The organism is Streptomyces sp. NPDC001532 (genome assembly GCF_040298625.1).
In the GTDB taxonomy this organism is placed as follows: domain Bacteria; phylum Actinomycetota; class Actinomycetes; order Streptomycetales; family Streptomycetaceae; genus Streptomyces.
Genome location: NZ_JBEPAL010000016.1, coordinates 86229 through 104880 on the forward strand (window position 1 = coordinate 86229; position 18652 = coordinate 104880).

Genomic DNA, 18652 nt, shown 5'->3' on the forward strand with positions numbered 1-18652 from the left:
GGCGCAACCTACGGTTGACACATGACGAACCCCGACATCACGTCGTCCGTACGTCTGGACGACCTCATCGCGGCGATCAAGAAGGTCCACAACCAGCCCCTGGACCAGCTCCAGGACGCGGTGATCGCCGGGGAACACCTCGGCGACGTCGCGGACCACCTGATCGGCCACTTCGTGGACCAGGCCCGGCGCTCGGGCGCGTCCTGGACGGACATCGGCAAGAGCATGGGCGTCACCCGGCAGGCCGCGCAGAAGCGGTTCGTGCCCAAGGAATCCGCGGACCTGGACCCCAGCCAGGGCTTCAGCCGCTACACCCCCCGCGCGCGGAACGTCGTCATGGCCGCCCACAACGAGGCCATCGCCGCCCGCAACGCCGAGGGCCGGCCGGAGCACCTGGTGCTCGGGCTGCTCGCCGAGCCGGAGGGCCTGGCCGCGCACGCGATCACGGCCCAAGGGCTGACCCTGGACGAGGTGCGCCAGGCCGCGACCGCCGCACTGCCGCCCGCCTCGGACGAGGTGCCCGAACTCGTCCCCTACGGCCCCGACGCCAAGAAGGCACTGGAGCTGACCTTCCGCGAGGCACTGCGCCTCGGCCACAACTACATCGGCACCGAACACATCCTGCTCGCCCTGCTGGAGTTCGAGAACGGCGAGGGCGTGCTGTCCGGCCTCGGCATCACCAAGGAGGCGGCGGAGCGGTACATCACCGAACTCCTCTCGCAGTACCTCGACCAGCACAAGACGGGCGAGCCGACGGACGAGGGCACGAACGATTGAACGGGTGAGCCGACGGGCTGGGGCATGCGAGGGAACGGGCCGGGGGGGCCGGCAGGCCGGGTGGCGCGGGACCAGCGGGCCCGGTGGCGCGGGAGCGGCGGGCCCGGTGAGGGACCGGCGCGGGGCTGATGCCCGCCCGTTGTCAGACCCTCCTGCCACACTCGCTTGCATGACCGATCGGTGGGTGCTCGCTCCGGTCGAGGGTGGTGGCGTCGAGGTCGCCCCCCTCGGCCCGGACGGGCTGCTCGGCGGCCCGGTGTCGCGGGAGCCGGACGCGGCGCGGGCCGTGCGCAGGCGACCGGAGGTGACGCGGTGGGTGTGGCGGTCCACCGCCGAGATCTATCCGCGCCTGCTCGCCACGGGGGTGCGAGTGGAGCGGTGCTACGACATCGAGGCCGCCGAGACCCTCCTCCTCGGCCACGAGGGGCGGTACGGCGAGCCCCGCTCGGCCGCCGCCGCCCTGGCCCGTCTGCACGGCGGACCGGTACCGCCGGATCCGCCGCAGCGCGCCGCCGTACCCGGCGCGCAGTCCCCGCTGTTCGAACCGCAGGACCGCCCGCTCCCCCTCGCCGACCTGGCCGCCGTCCACGCCGACCAGCAGCGGCGGCACGAGAGCACCGCCCACCCGGAGCGGATGCGGCTGCTGACCGCCGCCGAGTCCGCGGGGATGCTGGTGGCCGCCGAGATGAACCACTCCGGGCTGCCGTGGAGCGCGGACGTCCACCGCGCGGTGCTGCACGACCTGCTCGGCGAGCGGTACGCGGGCGGCGGCGAGCCCCGGCGCCTGGCCGAGCTGGCCGACGAGGTGTCCGCCGCGTTCGGGAGGCGGGTGCGGCCCGATCTGCCCGCTGATGTCGTCAAGGCGTTCGCGCAGGCCGGCATCAAGGTGCGGTCCACCCGCCGCTGGGAGATCGAGTCCGTCGACCATCCGGCCGTGAAACCGCTCGTCGAGTACAAGAAGCTGTACCGGATCTGGGTCGCCCACGGCTGGTCCTGGCTCCAGGACTGGGTGCGCGACGGCCGGTTCCGGCCCGAGTTCCAGGCCGGCGGCACGGTCACCGGCCGCTGGGTCACCAACGGCGGGGGCGCGCTGCAGATCCCCAAGGTGATCCGGCGGGCCGTGGTCGCCGACCCGGGCTGGCGGCTGGTGGTCGCCGACGCCGACCAGATGGAGCCTCGGGTGCTCGCCGCGATCTCCCGCGACCCCGGGCTGATGGAGGTGGCGGGACGGGAGAGCGACCTGTACCAGTCCGTCTCCGACCGCGCCTTCTCCGGCGACCGCGCCCAGGCCAAGATCGCCGTGCTCGGCGCGGTGTACGGGCAGACCTCCGGGGACGGACTGAAGAACCTCGCCGCGCTCCGCCGCCGCTACCCACGGGCGGTGGCCTACGTCGACGACGCCGCCCGGGCCGGTGAGGAGGGGCGCCTGGTGCGCACCTGGCTCGGCCGGACCTGCCCGCCGGCCGCCGGGACGGGCGAGGACGCGGCGGAGGAGGCCGGCATCCCGGCCTCGGACGAGGCGAGCGACGACCGCGCCTGGGCACCGGGGTACGCCTCGACCGACGCCCGCGCCCGGGGCCGCTTCGCACGCAACTTCGTGGTGCAGGGCAGCGCCGCCGACTGGGCGCTGCTGCTGCTCGCCGCGCTCCGGCGGACCTGCGCGGACATGGCGGCCGAGCTCGTCTTCTTCCAGCACGACGAAGTGATCGTGCACTGCCCGCAGGAGGAGGCGGAGACGGTCGTCGCGGCGATCCGGGAGGCGGCGGAGCTGGCGGGACGGCTGACGTTCGGGGAGACACCGGTGCGGTTCCCGTTCACCACGGCGGTGGTGGAGTGCTATGCCGACGCCAAGTGATCAGCCGAGGCCGAGTGATCAGCCGAGGCCTAGTGATCAGCAGCGCGCCGCGGCCTGCGCCAGCAGCTGCCGCAGCTCCGCCGTCACCGCGGTCTCGTCGGTGCCGTCCAGCGCGGCGAGAGCGGTCCGCCACTCCGCGTACGCCTGCTGGACCAGACCCTGGGTGCGCAGCAGCAGACCCTGCTGGTGGCGGGCCAGACCACCGGTGTAGTGGTCCGCCCGGGCGTCCGCGCGGCGCAGGAGTTCCGCGCACTCGCGGGCGGCGCGCGCGGTGTGGCCCAGCTGGCGCAGCGCCCGGACCAGTCCGAGGCGGGTCTGCGACTCGCCGTGCCAGTCGCCGTGCCCGCCGAGGATGCGCAGGCTCTTCTCGAAGTGGCGGGCGGCGGCGGCCGGTTCGCCGAGGGTGAGGTGGGCGTAGCCGATGTTGCAGTGCGCGGAGTGCTGCACGATGACCGCGCCGATCGTCACGCCGATGGCGAGCGAGCGGCGGTGCTGCTCGATCGCGGCGCGCGGGTCGGTGTGCTCGTACAGATTGCCGAGGTGGCTGTAGGTGACGGCCTCACCGTGCGGGTCGCTCAGCTGGCGGGAGTAGGTGAGGCTCTGGCGCAGCGCGTCCTCGGACTCGGCGTGCCGGCCCAGCCCTTCCAGCAGCAGGCCCCGGTTGTTCAGGCAGCGGCGGATCCAGGAGACGACGCCCAGGCGCCGCCAGATCCCCAGCGCCCGGTCGTTGAGGGCGAGGGCTTCGCCCTGACGTCCGGTGAGGAAACGCAGACCGGCGAGGTCGCCCAGGGCGTACGCCTCGGCCGGGGCGTCGCCCAGGCGCCGGGCGGCGTGCAGCGCGGCCCCGCCCAGGATCTCCATCTCGGCGAGCCGGCCGCCGCGTTGGAGGTACGGGAAGAGGAGGCGGATGAGGGTGGAGACGCTGGCGGCCTTGCGGGCACCGCCGGCCGGGTCCGCCGCACAGCGCTCCACGAGGGCCACGATGTTCGGCAGCTCCAGATCCCCCCAGGCGAAGGCCTCCTCGGCGGACGCGAACGGGGACACGGCTGCCACCCGCGCCGCGTGCCCCGCGGGCTGAGCGGTGGTGGGCCGACGCCGGTCGTCCAGATCGAGGCCGGGTTCCACGATGGCGGTCAGCGCGCGCTCGGCTACGGCGGCGTACCAGTGGAGGGCGGTTTCGATCGGGTCGGGGGCGGAGACGGGGGTGACTTCGGGGCCGGCCTCGGGGCTGGTGCGGTCGGCCTTGGGACCGGTGCGGCCGGCCTCAGGAGCGGTGGGGCCGGCCTCGGGACGGGTGCGGTCGGCCTCAGGACCGGTGGGATCGGCCTCGGGACGGGTGCGGTCGGCCTCAAGACCGGTGGGGCCGGCCTCGGGACCGGTGCGGTCGGCCTCAAGACCGGTGGGATCGGCCTCGGGACCGGTGCGGTCGGCCTCGGGACCGGTGGGGCCGGCTGAGGTGGTGGCAGCCGCGGCGGCGGCCCAGCCGTCGGCGAGGTAGGTGGTCGCGTCGGCGGGGAGGCGGCCCGGGTCGCCCGGGTCCGCGCCTGGAACCGGGCCCGGGGCGACGAGCCTCCCGGCACCCGGCCCACGGCCCGCGGCACCCGCTGCCCCCAGTTCCTCCTCCGCCAGCTCCCTCGCGAAGTCCCGCACCAGGTCATGCGGCTCGTACCGCCCGTACGCCGTCTCCTCCAGCAGTGCAACGTCGACCAGGCGGTCGAGCGCGGCCTCGGTGCGGCGTTCGTCGGTGCCGGTGAGGTGGGCGAGGAGAGGGGCGCCGTAGGCGGGGAGGTCGAGGGCGCCGATGTGGCGGAGGGTGCGCGCGGCGTCGCGGTCGGCCTCGCGGTCGGAGGCGGCGAGCGCGTCGTGGGCGACGGCGAGGGAGCGGCGCACGCTCAGGTCGTCGTACTCCAGGTGGTGCAGCCGGCCCGAGGTCGCCGCGAGCTGACCGGCCAGGACGTCCGGGGTCAGGGCGCTGCGCGCGGCGAGGCGGGCGGCGACGACGCGCAGGGCGAGCGGGAGGCGGCCGGTGAGTTCGACGAGCGGGTGGGCGGCGTGCAGGCCGTGCCGCCCGGACACCGCACGCAGCAGCGCGGCGCTGTCCTCGCCGGTCAGCGGCGCCAGCGGGAAGCGGCGGGCGCCGTCGAGGGCGGTCAGCGGGGAGCGGCTGGTGACGATGACCGCGCAGCCGGGGCCGCCGGGCAGCAGCGGCCGCACCTGGGCGGCGTGCGCGGCGTCGTCGAGGACGAGGAGGGTGCGGGTGGGCGCGAGCAGCGAGCGCAGCAGCGCGGCCGCCGCGTCCGGGTGCTCGGGGATCCTGCGGGGCTCGGTGCCGAGGTCGCGCAGCAGGGCGGCGAGGGCCTGGGCGGAGGTGAGGGGGGTCATGCCGGGGGTGGCGCCGTGCAGGTTGACGTAGAGCTGACCGTCGGCGAAACGTTCCGCCAGAGTGTGGGCGACATGCAGCGCCAGGGCGCTCTTGCCGACGCCGGCCATCCCGCTGACCACGGCGACACCACCGGGCTCCGACAGGGCGCGGCGCAGATCGTCATGGACGGCGCCGCGGCCGGTGAAGTGGGGCGGGGGCGGCGGAAGCTGGGCCGGCCGAGGAGCCCGCTGCGCCGCCGGAACGGCAGCGGACGCGGCGGCGGGTTCCTCGTGCACTCCGTCCCGCGAGATGTCCCGCGATCCGTCCCGCGCCACCTCGCGCCCTCCGTCCCGCGACGCTCCGTGCGCGTCTCCACGCGTGCCCTCGCGCGTGTCCTTCCGTACTTCGCCCCTCGCCCCGTCCTCGGCACCGTTCCCCGCCGCGCCAGGCGCCACGCCGGCCGGTGCGCCGACCGACAGACCGGCCGATACGCCAGTCGCCGCACCGGACGACGCGTCCCTCGATCCGTCCCTCGCCCCGTCCCTCGATCCGCCCCTCGCCGTGTCCCTCGATCCGTCTCCCGCCCCGTCCAGCGGCACCCCCCGCAGCACCTCCAGATGGGCCTCCCGCACCGCCGTCCCCGGTTCGACGCCCAGCTCCTCCACCAGCCGGGCGCGCAGATCGCGGTGGACGGCCAGGGCCTCCGCGCGGCGGCCGGTGCGGTGCAGGGCGAGCATCAGCTGCCGCTGGTACGCCTCGCGCAGCGGATACTCGGCGGCCAGTTCCGCCAGTTCCGGCACCAGCTCGCCGAGCCGGGCGCCGCCGACGGCCAGTTCGGCGTCGTAGCGCCACTCCAGCAGGAGCAGCCGGGCCTCCGCCAGGCGCTGGACGAAGGCGTAGCCGCCCAGCTCGGCCGGGAGGCCGCTGAGCGGCGCGCCACGCCACAGCGCGAGCGCGGCGGCGGCCTCGGGCACCACCCGCTCCCAGTCGCCCGCGGTGTGCGCGGTGCGCGCGGCGGCGACGTGCCGTTCGAAGACGTGGACGTCGAGTTCGTCCGGCTCGACGCGCAGCCGGTAGCCGGGCGGTACGGCGCGCAGCCGGTCGGGGTCGTCGAGGAGGCGGCGCAGGCGGGTGACGTGGTTGTGCAGCGAGGCGTGCGCGGAGGCGGGCGGGGTGTCGCCCCACAAGGCGTCCTTGAGGGAGTCGACGGGGACGACCCGGTCGGCCTCCAGCAGCAGCGCGGCGAGCAGGGCGCGCGCCTTGGGGCTGCGGATGGCGCGCACGGCACCCTGCGGGCCGCACGCCTCGCACGGCTGGTAGAGCACGGGCGGGCCCAGCAGTCCGAACCGCATCACACCCTGGCGCATGTCCGCCCTCGTCACGACGGTTTCCCGCCATCTGCCCACTGCCGGTCCCCGCCGTCCTCGCCGACGCCGTCGGGGTCGTCCGGGTCGTCGATGGACGACTTCACGCCAACCGGCTGACGGCATCCCGGGGAACCGTTGGCCATATGTTAGCGATCCGTTGGTGGGGCCTGATGTGATCACCTCATCGGATCTGGCCCGACGGTGCGCGCGTATGACGCGTTGCTCGGGGGAGTGTCGCCGCCGTGGCCGGGTCCGGGACGCCAGTGGGTCCCGGTCGTCAGAGGTGAACGGCCGGGGCCCGCGTCGCGTCCCCGAACGGACGGTGGACACTACTGCCATGCGATTGCGCTGTGCCGTCCTCGACGACTTCCAGAACGCCGCGACCACCGCCGCCGACTGGTCCCCCGTGACCGACCGGGTCGAGGTCGTGCCGTTCACCGAGCACTTCGGCACCGAGGAGGAACTGGCGGCGGCGCTCGCCGACTTCGACCTCGTGGTCACCCTGCGCGAACGGGTGCCGTTCCCCGCCTCGCTGCTGGACCGGCTGCCCCGGCTGAAGCTGATCGTCGCCACCGGCCTGCGCAACACGGTGATCGACTACGCCGCCGCCCGCGCCCACGGCATCACCGTCTGCGGCACCGAGAGCTCCTCGACCCCGCCGGTCGAACTCACCTGGGCCCTGCTCCTCGGCCTGGCCCGCGGCCTCGTCCAGGAGAACACCGCCCTGCGGGAGGGCGGCCCCTGGCAGTCCACCGTCGGCGCCGACCTGCACGGCCGCACCCTCGGACTGCTCGGCCTCGGCAAGATCGGCAGCCGGGTCGCGCGGATCGGTCTCGCCTTCGGGATGGACGTCGTCGCCTGGAGCCGGAACCTCACCGCCGAGCGCGCCGCCGAGACCGGGGTCCGCCTCGCGCCGAGCATGGCGGAGCTGCTCGCCGGGAGCGACTTCGTCTCCGTCCACCTCGCGCTCTCCGACCGCACCCACGGCCTGCTGGGCGCCCCCGAACTGGCCCTCATGAAACCGACCGCCTACCTGGTCAACACCTCCCGCGCGGCCATCGTCGACCAGGACGCGCTGCTCGCCGCGCTGCACGAGGGCCGGATCGCCGGGGCGGGCGTCGATGTGTTCGACGTCGAGCCCCTGCCCGCCGGCCACCCGATGCGCACCGCCCCCCGCCTGCTGGCCACGCCGCACCTCGGCTACGTCTCGCGGGCGAACTACGCCCGCTACTACGGCCAGGCCGTCGAGGACATCCGCGCCTACCTGGACGGCACTCCGGTACGGCTGCTCGGCTGACCACGGCTCGGCCCTCCGGTCCGCCCGTACCGGCGCCCGTACCCATTCCATGGTGGTGCCCCTCCCATGGTGGTGCCCGTGCCATGGTGGTGCCATGACGATCGAGGTGCGCCCGGCGTCGTCCTTCGAGGACGTCCGCGCGGTGCTCGGCCCCAAGTCGCCGACGGCGAACGTGTGCTGGTGCCTGAGCTACCGCATCCCGAGCAAGCTCAACAACGAGCTGCGCGGACCGGCCCGGGGCGAGTACGTCGCCGGTCTCTGCCACGCCGACCCCGCGCCGGGCGTCCTCGCCTACGACGGCGACGAACCGGTCGGCTGGGCCGCGGTCGCCCCGCGCGCGGAGACGTCCTTCGCCCGCAACCGCAAGATCCCGCACGTCGACGACCTGGCCGTCTGGTGCGTGTGGTGCATCCGGGTCCGCCCCGGCCACCGCAAACAGGGCATCTCCCACGCCCTGATCGCCGGCGCGGTCGACTTCGCCCGCGCCCACGGCGCCCCGGCGATCGAGGCCTACCCCCTCGACAACGGCGACGCCAAGGTCGACCTGACCATGGCCTACCCCGGCCTCCGCGCCAACTTCGAACGCGCCGGCTTCACCCACGCCGCCGACACGACCTCGGTCCTCTCCGGCCACCCCCGCATCCTGATGCGCCTGGACCTGCGCTGACCCGCCACCACCCCCACCGAACACAAGAAAACCCCAGGTCAGTAACTTCTGACCTGGGGTTCTCAGTGGAGCCGCTTTCGGGATTCGAACCCGAGACCTACGCATTACGAGTGCGTTGCTCTGGCCATCTGAGCTAAAGCGGCGCGTCGCCCGCACTATGGTGCGATCGGCGACGTCGGTAAGTCTACACAGTTTCCGAGAGTGCTACGCACCAGCCCCGGGGCCGGGCCGGGACCGGGCCGGGGCCGGGCCGCAGGGGCTGGTGGGCGGGGCGTGCGAGGGCTATGAGCAGCGCTTCCCTTCCGCCGGCGGCGTGCCGCGCAGCAGGTAGGCGTTGATCGTGCTGTCGACGCAGTCGCTGCCGCGGCCGTAGGCGGTGTGGCCGTCGCCGTCGTAGGTGAGGAGGCGGCCGGAGGAGAGCTGGCCGGCCAGGGCCTCGGCCCAGCGGTAGGGGGTCGCGGGGTCGCGGGTGGTGCCGACCACGACGATCGGGTCGGCGCCCTTCGCCTCGATGCGGTGCGGCTCGCCGGTGGGGGCGACGGGCCAGTACGCGCAGTTCAGGGCGGCCCAGGCGAGGCCCTCGCCGAAGACCGGGGACGCCTTCTCGAAGTCGGGCAGCGCCTCGCGGACGTCGTCGGGTCCGTCGAAGGCGGGCGGCAGGTCGAGGCAGTTCACGGCGGCGTTGGCGAACATCAGGTTCGAGTAGGCGCCGTCGGCGTCCCGCTCGTAGTAGCTGTCGGACAGCGCGAGCAGGCCCGCGCCGTCGTTCTCCTTCATCGCCGACGTCAGTGCCTCGCTCAGCTGCTGCCAGGCCGACTCGTCGTACATCGCTGCGATCACACCGGTGGTGGCCAGGGACTCGACGAGCCGGCGGCCGTCCGCGTCGCCGGTGGGGACCGGCTTGGCGTCCAGCTCGTCGAAGAACGCCTTGAGGTTCTTGCCGGCCTGCTCCGGCGTGGTCCCCGGCCCGCCGAGCGGGCAGCCGCTTCGCCGCACGCAGTCCTTCGCGAACGCCTGGAACGCGGTGTCGAAGCCCGCAGTCTGGTCCAGGTTCAGCCGGCGCGCGGACAGCGACGGGTCCATCGCGCCGTCCAGCACCAGCCGGCCGGCCCGGTCCGGGAACAGCCCGGCGTACGTCGCGCCGAGGAAGGTGCCGTACGACGCCCCGACGTAGTTCAGCCGCTCGTCGCCCAGCACCTCCCGCAGGACGTCCATGTCCCGGGCCGCCTCCACGGTGGAGACGTGCCGCAGCAGTTTCGGCGCGTCCGCGCCGCAGCCCTCGGCGAACTTCTTGTACGCGTCGACCAGCCCGTCCGCCTCCCGCTCGTCGTCGGGCGTGCCGTCCGTCCGCGTGTACGCGTCCATCTCCGGCCCGTCCAGACACTCCACGGGCTCGCTGCGGGCGACGCCGCGCGGATCGACGGCGACCATGTCGTACCGCGCACGGACCTCCGCCGGGTAGCCGATGCCCGCGTACATCTGGAGGTAGCCGATCGCCGAGCCGCCCGGCCCGCCCGGGTTCACCAGCAGCGAGCCCAGCCGCTTCCCGGGGCCGGTGGCCTTCTTCCGGGCCACCGCGAGACGGACGTCGCCCTCGCCGGGGGACGCGTAGTCGAGCGGGACGCGCAGGGTGGTGCACTCGAAGCCGGGGACGCCGCACTCGCGCCAGCGCAGCTTCTGCGCGTAGTACGGCGCCAGGGCGGACGGGGTCGCGCGCGGCAGGGCGGTCAGCGCGGCCTCGCCGACCCGCGCCGGCTGCGCCGCCGAGCTGGCGGAACTCGTGGAACTTCCGGAGCTGCACGCGGAGACGACCAGCGCCGCGGCGGCGAGGAGAACGGCTCCGGTACGGGACCTGGACCTGCGGTGGGGGCGCCTTGTGTACATCCAGCGAGCGTAACGCTGCGCGACGGCTCGGGTGCCGTGCGTGCGGGACGTGCCCCGGATGGGTGGTGGTTGTCCAACGGAAGAGGGACGGGAAAGGGACGGGAAAGGGGCGGAAGAGGGAGGGGAAAGGGGCGGAAGGGAGACGGAAGGGGCGGAAGAGGGCGTGACAGGCGCGACTGGTGGCTTGCGGGCCTCTTCCGCCGGCTTCAGCCCGCTCTCAGCGCCATCGCCATCGCCTCCACCGCGAGCAGCGGTGCCACGTTGCGGTCCAGGGCGTCCCGGCAGGCGGCGATCGCCTCGATCCGGCGCAGGGTCGACTCCGGGGAGCTGTCGCGCGCGATGCGTTCCAGGGCGTCCTCGGCGTCCGTGTTCGCGAGGGCGATGCGGGAGCCGAGCTGGAGGGCGAGGACGTCGCGGTAGAAGGCGGTGAGGTCGGTCAGGGCGAGGTCGAGGCTGTCGCGCTGGGTGCGGGTGCGGCGGCGCTTCTGCTTGTCCTCCAGGTCCTTGATCACACCGGCCGTGCCGCGCGGCATCCGGCCGCCCTGGACCGCGCCGAGCGCCGCCTTCAGCTCCTCGGTCTCCTTGGCGTCCATCTCCTCGGCGAGCTGCTTGGCGTCCTCCGCGGCGGCGTCCACCAGCTCCTGCGCGGCCTTGAGCGCCCCGCCGACCTCGGCGACGCGCAGCGGCAGCTTCAGCACGGCGGCACGGCGCTCCCGCGCGGCCGGGTCGGTGGCCAGGCGGCGGGCCCGGTCCACGTGCCCCTGGGTGGCGCGCGCGGCGGCGGCCGCGACCTCGGGCTCGATGCCTTCCCGGCGGATCAGCATGTCGGCGACGGCGTCCACGGACGGCGTGCTCAGGTTCAGGTGGCGGCAGCGGGAGCGGATCGTCGGCAGGACGTCCTCGATGGACGGCGCGCACAGCAGCCAGACCGTCCGCGGGGCGGGCTCCTCCACGGCCTTCAGGACCGCGTTGGCCGACTTCTCGTTCAGCCGCTCGGCGTCCTCGACGAGGATGACCTGCCAGCGGCCGTTGGCCGGCGAGGTGAACGACTTGCGCACGGTGTCCCGCATGTCGTCCGCCAGGATCTGGGTGCCGACGGCGGCGACGGTGGTGACGTCGGCGTGCGTGCCCACCAGTGCCGTATGGCACCCGTCGCAGAACCCGCAGCCAGGGGCCCCGCCCAGCGCCCGGTCGGGGCTCACGCACTGCAAGGCCGCGGCGAACGCGCGCGCCGCCTGCGTCCGGCCCGCGCCCGGCGGGCCGGTGAACAGCCAGGCGTGCGTCATCTTCGACGCCTCCGGCGGCGGTGCGTCGGTCGCGACGGCGGTGACCAGGGCGTCGGCGTCCCGAGCCGCGGCCGCCAGCTGCGCGCTCACCTTCTCCTGGCCCACCAGGTCGTCCCACACCGCCATGCGGCCACCGCGCCTTCCATCCGCTCAGCCTTTCGTCCTCCATTGTGGGGGCGCCGACTGACAACGCGGACGACGCCTCAGCCGACAGCCACCGACGGCCACCGACGGCCACCGACGGCCACCGACGGCCACCGACGGCCACCGACGGGAGGAGCGTCACCGGCGCGACCGACGTCACGGTCGCGTCCGACATCACCGCGCGACCGGCGTCACCGGCGCGCCGAACCGCACAGGCATGACGATGCGCACCGGTGCCCCGAAGCGCACCGGCACGACGATGCGCACCGGTGCCCCGAAGCGCACCGGCACGACCAGGCTCAGCGACCCCGCCGCCGCCTGCGCCCCTCGTCGCCCTGCTCGTCGTCCCGCGGGCCCAGCAGTTCGTCCGCCAGGGTCGGCAGGTCGTCCAGCGGGGTCTCCTCGGCCCAGTCGGAGCGCGGTCGCCGCTGGGCGGCGCCGTCCGGGTCGACCTGCGGCAGCTCCCGCGTACGGTCGTCGGACGAGCGATCGCCGGACGAGCGGTCCGGCGCGACCGCGTCACCCTCCTCGCGGAAGTACCCCTGCGGAACCCGGTCCACCGGGTCCTCGCCCCGCACCGGCGGCAGCACCGCGGTCTCGTCGACCGCACCGGGCACCACCTGCGGCAGCACAGCCGTCTCGTCGACCGCACCCGGCACCACCGGCGGCTGCGGCAGCTCGGTGGTCACCTCGGAGTCGCCGCCGGCCGCACCGGGCTGCGCGTCCTCGGAGCGCGTGTCGTCCGGGCGCACCGGCCGCAGCACGGTCGTCGCGTCGTCCGCGCCCCCGGGCTTCACCACCGGCGTCGGCACGGTCAGGGCCTCCGACGGCGCAGCACTGAGACCCGGAGACGAGGCCGCGGCCGCCGTCCCGGACGCGCCCGCACCCGCAGAACCCGCACCCGCACCGCCACCCGGTCCGGGCTTCTTCGGCCCCGCCTGGGCCGCGGCCGCCGCCTGCTCGGCCGCCCGGCGGGCCTCCTCGGCGCGCAGCAGGGCCTCCTCGGCCTTGCGCTGCTTCTCCACGCGCCGCGCCTCGGCCTCGGCCCGCAGCCGGGCCTCCTCCTCGGCCTGCTGGCGGCGCCGCTCCTCCTCGGCCTTGCGGCGGGCCTCCTCCTCGGCGCGGGCCTTCTCCTCGGCGAGCAGCCGCTGCCGCTCCTCCTCGGCCCGTCGGCGTGCTTCCTCGGCCCGTCGGCGGGCCTCCTCGGCCTGCCGTTCGGCCTCGCGGCGCTGCGCCTCCTCCAGCTCGCGCCGCTTGCGCTCCTCCTCCTCGGCGCGCAGCCGGGCGAGCTGTTCCTGGCGCTCCCGCTCCAGGCGCTCCTCCTCGGCCTTGCGGGCGGCCTCTTCCTCGGCCTTGCGCCGGGCCTCCTCCTCGGCCTTGCGCCGGGCTTCCTCACGGGCCTCGATCTCGGCCTGGGACAGCGGCAGCACCTGGTCGAGGCGGGCGCGGATCACGGTGGTGACGGCCTCGGGCTCCTGCCCGGCGTCCACGACGAGGTACCGACCGGGGTCGGAGGCGGCGAGCGTGAGGAATCCGGACCGCACGCGCGCGTGGAACTCGGCGGGCTCCGACTCCAGCCGGTCGGGCGCCTCGGTGAAGCGCTCGCGGGCGGTCTCGGGCGCGACGTCCAGCAGCACGGTCAGGTGCGGGACCAGCCCGTCGGTCGCCCAGCGGTTGATCCGGGCCACCTCGGTCGGGGACAGGTCGCGGCCCGCTCCCTGGTAGGCCACCGAGGAGTCGATGTACCGGTCGGAGATGACGATCGCGCCGCGCTCCAGCGCGGGCCGCACCACGGTGTCGACGTGCTCCGCGCGGTCCGCGGCGTACAGCAGGGCCTCCGCGCGGTGCGACAGTCCGGCGCTCGACACGTCGAGCAGGATGGAGCGCAGCCGCTTGCCGACCGGGGTGGCGCCCGGCTCGCGGGTGACCACGACCTCGTGGCCCTTGGCGCGGATCCACTCGGCGAGCGCCTCGGCCTGGGTGGACTTGCCGGCGCCGTCGCCGCCCTCCAGGGCGATGAAGAACCCGTTGGCGGTGGGCGCCTGCACCGGGTCGTCGCCGCCGAGCACCGCGTCGCGCAGGTCGTGCCGCAGCGGCACGCCGGAGCGGTCGTCGAGCTTGGCGAGGACCAGCGCGGCCACCGGCAGCAGCAGCGCGCCGACCAGCATCAGCGTGAACGCGGCGCCGCCGTGCGCGAAGACGAACTTGCCGCTCTCCAGCCGGTGCGGCCCGATCAGGGCGGCGACCAGCGGTGCGAGCAGCGCGCCGAGCGCCACGAGGACGCGGACGACCGCGTGCAGGTGCTCGGTGGTGCGGGCGCGCCGGAACTCCTCGGTCTCCTGGTCGAGCAGCGCGTGCCCGATGTTGGCGGCCATGCCCGCGCCGACGCCGGCCAGGGCGACGATCAGCAGCACGGTGGTGTCGTCCGGGACCAGTCCGGCGGCGAGCAGCGCGACGCCGGTGAAGGCGATGGCCAGCGCCAGCATGCGGCGCCGCGACAGCGACACCAGGGCCCTGGGCGCCGTACGGATGCCGACGACGACTCCGCCGGTCAGCGCGAGCACCAGCAGCCCGTACGTCACCGGACCGCCGCCCAGGTCCTCGGCGTGCAGCACGGACACAGCGACGGCGGCCGCGACCGCGCCCGCGACGGCGGCGCAGGCGAGTACCAGCAGCGGGATCGCACCGGTACGGCCCATGTCGGCGCCGGTGCCGGTCCGGGGCCGGCGCAGGCCCTCCAGCGGCGACCGCGCGCGCGGGGTGCGGACGGCGGGCAGTTCCAGGAAGGTCAGCACGGACAGCGAGGCGGCGAACAGCCCGGCCGCGACGTACGAGCCGAGGGCCGCCTGGTGCTCGGCGAACCAGTCGAGCCCGACGCCGAGAAGGTTGTTGAGCAGGGCGGCGACGACGAGCGTGGCGGCGGCGACCGGGATCGCCACGAAGCCCGTACGCAGCGACAGGCGGCGCAGGGCGTCCATGTGGTCCGGCAGCGGCCGCACCGTGGCGCCTTCCAGCGGCGGGGCGGGCAGCAGCGCGGGCGCGGCGCTCTCGCGGCACACCGTCCAGAAGCGCTCGGCGACGCCGGTGACGAAGACGGTGACCAGGAGGACGGCGAGCGCGTCGTCCGAGGTCCAGTCGATCCACAGCGGGGCCACGATCAGCAGCGCCGCGCGCACGCCGTCCGCGCCGACCATGGTCCAGCGCCGGTCGAGCGGGCCCTCCTGGGAGGTGAGCGAGGTGAGCGGGCCGAGCAGGACGGCGCCGAAGAGCAGGGTGGCGAGGACGCGCGCGGCGAAAACCGTCGCCACTGCGAACGCCACGCCCCGGTAGCCGCCGCCGAAGGCCTCTTCGGCGATGGCCGCCTGGAGGACCAGGAGGACCAGCACGAGAAGAGCGAGGACATCGCCGACCCCGCTCACCAGTTGCGCACTCCACAGCCGTTTCAGCTGCGGTTGGCGCAACAGGGAACGGACGGCGCGCTCGCGGGAGTCCGCTACCAGCGCTTCGTCGGGGTCCGGGTGAGGGGCCGTTGGCTGATCGGCTCGCGTCATGCGTTCAGCCTATCGGGCCGCACCGACACTCCGGGGCACCCGCCCGAACGCGTGCACACCCCGACACCCGGACGATGCCGGATCGTTGGTTTCGCGAACCGGACGAGGGGAAAGCCCCCGCCCGGTCCGCCCGGCCGCCGCCGGGAATCACTCCTCGGACGCCGTCCTGGACGCCGTGGCCTTCTTCGCCGCGGTCGTCTTGGCCGTCGTCTTGGTGGCGGTCTTCTTCGCCGCCGTCTTCTTGGCGGCCGTGGTGGTCTTCTTCGCCGCCGTGGTCTTCTTGGCGGCCGTCTTCTTCGCCGTCGTGGTCTTGGCGGCCGTCGTCTTCTTCGTGGCCGCCTTCTTCGCCGTCTTCTTGGCGGGCCCCTTGGCGCGCTTCTCGGCGAGCAGCTCGAAGCCCCGCTCCGGCGTGATCGTCTCGACGCTGTCGCCGGAGCGCAGGGTCGCGTTGGTCTCGCCGTCGGTGACGTACGGGCCGAAGCGGCCGTCCTTCACCACGACCGGCTTCCCGCTGACCGGGTCGTCGCCGAGTTCCTTCAGCGGCGGCTTGGCGGCGGCGCGGCCACGCTGCTTGGGCTGGGCGTAGATCGCCAGCGCCTCTTCCAGCGTGATCGTGAAGAGCTGCTCCTCGGACTGGAGGGACCGCGAGTCCGTGCCCTTCTTCAGGTACGGGCCGTAGCGGCCGTTCTGCGCGGTGATCTCCTGGCCCTCGGCGTCGGTGCCGACGACGCGCGGCAGCGACATCAGCCGGAGCGCGTCGTCCAGCGTGACGGTGTCCAGCGCCATCGACTTGAACAGCGAGGCGGTGCGCGGCTTGACCGCGTTCTTGCCGGTCTTCGGGGTGCCCTCGGGCAGGATCTCCGTGACGTACGGGCCGTAGCGGCCGTCCTTGGCGACGATCTGGTGGCCGGTGGCCGGGTCGGTGCCCAGCTCGAAGTCGCCGCTCGGCTTGGCGAGCAGTTCCTCGGCCAGCTCGACGTTCAGCTCGTCGGGCGCCAGGTCCTCGGGGATGTCGGCCCGCTGATGGCCTTCGGAGTCCTTCTCGCCGCGCTCGATGTACGGCCCGTAGCGGCCGACCCGCAGCACGATGTCGTTGCCCACCGGGAACGACGACACCTCGCGCGCGTCGATGGCGCCCAGGTCGGTCACCAGTTCCTTGAGGCCGCCGAGGTGGTCACCGTCGCCGTTGCCGGCGTCGGCGGCCACGCCCTCGACAGTGCCCTCGCCGAAGTAGAAGCGCTTCAGCCACGGCACGGCCTGCGCCTCACCGCGCGCGATGCGGTCGAGGTCGTCCTCCATCTTGGCGGTGAAGTCGTAGTCGACGAGCCGCCCGAAGTGCTTCTCCAGCAGGTTGACCACGGCGAAGGAGAGGAAGGACGGCACCAGGGCCGTGCCCTTCTTGAACACATAGCCGCGGTCGAGGATCGTGCCGATGATCGACGCGTACGTCGACGGGCGGCCGATCTCGCGCTCCTCCAGCTCCTTGACCAGCGAGGCCTCGGTGTAGCGGGCCGGGGGCTTGGTCGAGTGGCCGTCGGCGGTGATCTCCTCGGCGGTGAGGGCGTCGCCCTCGCTGACCTGCGGCAGCCGGCGCTCACGGTCGTCGAGCTCGGCGTTCGGGTCGTCGGCGCCTTCGACGTAGGCCTTCAGGAAGCCGTGGAAGGTGATGGTCTTGCCGGACGCGCTGAACTCGACGTCGCGCCCGTCGGCGGCGGTGCCGCCGATCTTCACGGTGACGCTGTTGCCGGTCGCGTCCTTCATCTGGGAGGCGACGGTGCGCTTCCAGATCAGCTCGTACAGCTTGAACTGGTCGCCGGTCAGGCCCGTCTCGGCGGGCGTGCGGAAACGATCACCCGAGGGGCGGATCGCCTCGTGCGCCTCCTGGGCGTTCTTGACCTTCGCGGCGTACGTCCGCGGCTGCGGCGGCAGGTAGTCGGCGCCGTACAGCTGCGTGACCTGGGCGCGGGCGGCGGCGACCGCTGTCTCGCTCAGCGTCGTGGAGTCCGTACGCATGTACGTGATGTAGCCGTTCTCGTACAGCTTCTGCGCGACCTGCATGGTGGCCTTCGCGCCGAAGCCGAGCTTGCGGCTGGCCTCCTGCTGGAGCGTCGTCGTACGGAACGGGGCGTACGGCGAGCGGCGGTACGGCTTGGACTCGACGGACCGGACCGCGAACCGCGTGTTCTCCAGCGCGGCGGCCAGGGCGCGGGCGTTCGCCTCGTCGAGGTGCAGGATGTTCGGGCTCTTCAGCTGACCGACGGAGTCGAAGTCGCGGCCCTGGGCGACACGCCGGCCGTCGACCGTCTGCAACCGCGCGACCAGCGACGACGGGTCCGAGGGGTCGCCCGCGCGGCCGGTGGCGAAGGTGCCGGTCAGGTCCCAGTACTCGGCGGAGCGGAACGCGATGCGCTCCCGCTCCCGCTCGACCACGAGCCGGGTCGCGACGGACTGCACACGGCCCGCCGACAGCCGCGGCATGACCTTCTTCCACAGCACCGGCGAAACCTCGTAGCCGTAGAGGCGGTCGAGGATGCGGCGGGTCTCCTGGGCGTCGACCAGCTTCTGGTTGAGCTGACGCGGGTTGGCCACGGCGGCCTGGATCGCGGCCTTGGTGATCTCGTGGAAGACCATCCGCTTGACCGGGACCTTCGGCTTGAGCACCTCCTGGAGGTGCCAGGCGATGGCCTCGCCCTCGCGGTCCTCATCGGTGGCGAGGTAGAGCTCGTCGGAATCCTTCAGCAGGTCCTTGAGCTTCTTGACCTGGGCCTTCTTGTCGGCGTTGACCACATAGATCGGCTGGAAGTCGTGTTCGACGTCCACACCGAGGCGGCGGACCTCGCCGGTGTACTTCTCGGGCACCTCCGCGGCGCCGTTGGGGAGGTCGCGGATGTGCCCGACGCTCGCCTCGACGACGTATCCGGGGCCGAGGTAGCCCTTGATCGTCTTCGCCTTGGCAGGCGACTCGACGATGACGAGTCGGCGGCCGCCCTGTGCGGTCTCGCTGGTCGGGGACAACTTCGCTCTTCTCTCCGGTCGACGCTGGGCCTCCCCAGGGGCCTTCGTTCCCGGGGTCGGGTCATGGTGACGCTGCGGAGTGTGACGGTACATCCCGCCCCCGTGTCAAACGGGAAAAGCCCGCAACGGCCACTCGAACGGTAACCCGACTTCCGCCATTCCTGCCGCCCGGAGTGTGCATCACCGTTTTCCGGCCGATCCGGAGCGTGATCTCCCTATTACCTGGGAGACGCCCCGTCCACCGTCGTCACAGGTGCAGGAAGCACCATCCCGCGAGGACCAGGGCGAGCACCGCGGCGACGCTCGCGACAGCCGCCGATGCGATCGGACTCACATCCTCGGCGACCGGCTGCCGCTGCCGCGTCCGGAGCCCGGTCCACATCAGGAGTCCGCCTCCGAACAGGGCGAACACCATTCCCGTGAAGATCGCCGGCCCGCTCTCCATGG

10 protein-coding genes and 1 tRNA gene are annotated in these 18652 nt (G+C 73.9%); 4 read left to right on the plus strand and 7 right to left on the minus strand.

Going from position 1 to position 18652, the window contains the following annotated elements; translation table 11 throughout:
- The first annotated feature begins 21 nt into the window (after window positions 1-21).
- Both ABT232_RS17220 and ABT232_RS17225 read left to right on the plus strand, forming a co-directional pair.
- Window positions 22-777, plus strand: coding sequence for a Clp protease N-terminal domain-containing protein (locus ABT232_RS17220; protein WP_351840742.1), 756 nt, complete (start codon window positions 22-24; stop codon window positions 775-777).
- A 169-nt stretch (window positions 778-946) separates the two neighbouring features.
- Window positions 947-2632, plus strand: a complete 1686-nt coding sequence (locus ABT232_RS17225) for a bifunctional 3'-5' exonuclease/DNA polymerase (protein WP_351840743.1) — start codon at window positions 947-949, stop codon at window positions 2630-2632.
- A 36-nt stretch (window positions 2633-2668) separates the two neighbouring features.
- Here ABT232_RS17225 and ABT232_RS17230 read toward each other — a convergent pair whose 3' ends face one another.
- Window positions 2669-6361, minus strand: coding sequence for a BTAD domain-containing putative transcriptional regulator (locus ABT232_RS17230; protein WP_351840787.1), 3693 nt, complete (start codon window positions 6359-6361; stop codon window positions 2669-2671).
- A gap of 337 nt (window positions 6362-6698) precedes the next feature.
- Between ABT232_RS17230 and ABT232_RS17235 the strand changes: the two genes are divergently transcribed.
- Together ABT232_RS17235 and ABT232_RS17240 are read left to right on the plus strand one after the other, a co-directional pair.
- Window positions 6699-7658 carry a D-2-hydroxyacid dehydrogenase family protein gene (locus ABT232_RS17235; RefSeq protein ID WP_351840744.1) on the plus strand — a complete coding sequence of 320 codons (960 nt, stop codon included), beginning with the start codon at window positions 6699-6701 and terminating at the stop codon, window positions 7656-7658.
- 94 nt (window positions 7659-7752) lie between these two features.
- The gene (locus tag ABT232_RS17240) at window positions 7753-8325 is read left to right on the plus strand and encodes a GNAT family N-acetyltransferase (RefSeq protein WP_351840745.1); all 573 of its coding nucleotides are present in this window, start codon (window positions 7753-7755) and stop codon (window positions 8323-8325) included.
- A gap of 66 nt (window positions 8326-8391) precedes the next feature.
- Here the strand turns inward: ABT232_RS17240 and ABT232_RS17245 are convergent.
- The 6 genes from ABT232_RS17245 to ABT232_RS17270 form a co-directional block, all read right to left on the minus strand.
- Window positions 8392-8468: transfer RNA gene (locus tag ABT232_RS17245), tRNA-Thr, on the minus strand.
- A 139-nt stretch (window positions 8469-8607) separates the two neighbouring features.
- A complete protein-coding gene (locus ABT232_RS17250) occupies window positions 8608-10209 on the minus strand; it encodes an alpha/beta hydrolase (protein WP_351840746.1) in 1602 nt (533 codons plus the stop codon).
- 206 nt (window positions 10210-10415) lie between these two features.
- Window positions 10416-11621, minus strand: coding sequence for a DNA polymerase III subunit delta' (locus ABT232_RS17255; protein WP_351840747.1), 1206 nt, complete (start codon window positions 11619-11621; stop codon window positions 10416-10418).
- Between the two features lie 317 nt (window positions 11622-11938).
- Window positions 11939-15190: a dTMP kinase gene (gene tmk, locus ABT232_RS17260; RefSeq protein WP_351840748.1), complete on the minus strand. Its 3252-nt coding sequence runs from the start codon at window positions 15188-15190 to the stop codon at window positions 11939-11941.
- A 147-nt stretch (window positions 15191-15337) separates the two neighbouring features.
- Window positions 15338-18205, minus strand: coding sequence for a type I DNA topoisomerase (topA, locus tag ABT232_RS17265; protein WP_351840749.1), 2868 nt, complete (start codon window positions 18203-18205; stop codon window positions 15338-15340).
- Between the two features lie 247 nt (window positions 18206-18452).
- Window positions 18453-18650, minus strand: coding sequence for a hypothetical protein (locus ABT232_RS17270; RefSeq protein ID WP_351840750.1), 198 nt, complete (start codon window positions 18648-18650; stop codon window positions 18453-18455).
- Window positions 18651-18652: the final 2 nt, after the last annotated feature.

What these genes read in the sequence shown, in the direction of transcription:
- ABT232_RS17220 (WP_351840742.1), top strand. Translation starts at nt 22, where the DNA reads ATGACGAACCCCGACATCACGTCGTCCGTACGTCTGGACGACCTCATC.
- ABT232_RS17225 (WP_351840743.1), top strand. Translation starts at nt 947, where the DNA reads ATGACCGATCGGTGGGTGCTCGCTCCGGTCGAGGGTGGTGGCGTCGAG.
- ABT232_RS17230 (WP_351840787.1), bottom strand. Translation starts at nt 6,361, where the DNA reads ATGCGCCAGGGTGTGATGCGGTTCGGACTGCTGGGCCCGCCCGTGCTC.
- ABT232_RS17235 (WP_351840744.1), top strand. Translation starts at nt 6,699, where the DNA reads ATGCGATTGCGCTGTGCCGTCCTCGACGACTTCCAGAACGCCGCGACC.
- ABT232_RS17240 (WP_351840745.1), top strand. Translation starts at nt 7,753, where the DNA reads ATGACGATCGAGGTGCGCCCGGCGTCGTCCTTCGAGGACGTCCGCGCG.
- ABT232_RS17250 (WP_351840746.1), bottom strand. Translation starts at nt 10,209, where the DNA reads ATGTACACAAGGCGCCCCCACCGCAGGTCCAGGTCCCGTACCGGAGCC.
- ABT232_RS17255 (WP_351840747.1), bottom strand. Translation starts at nt 11,621, where the DNA reads ATGGCGGTGTGGGACGACCTGGTGGGCCAGGAGAAGGTGAGCGCGCAG.
- tmk (WP_351840748.1), bottom strand. Translation starts at nt 15,190, where the DNA reads ATGACGCGAGCCGATCAGCCAACGGCCCCTCACCCGGACCCCGACGAA.
- ABT232_RS17270 (WP_351840750.1), bottom strand. Translation starts at nt 18,650, where the DNA reads ATGGAGAGCGGGCCGGCGATCTTCACGGGAATGGTGTTCGCCCTGTTC.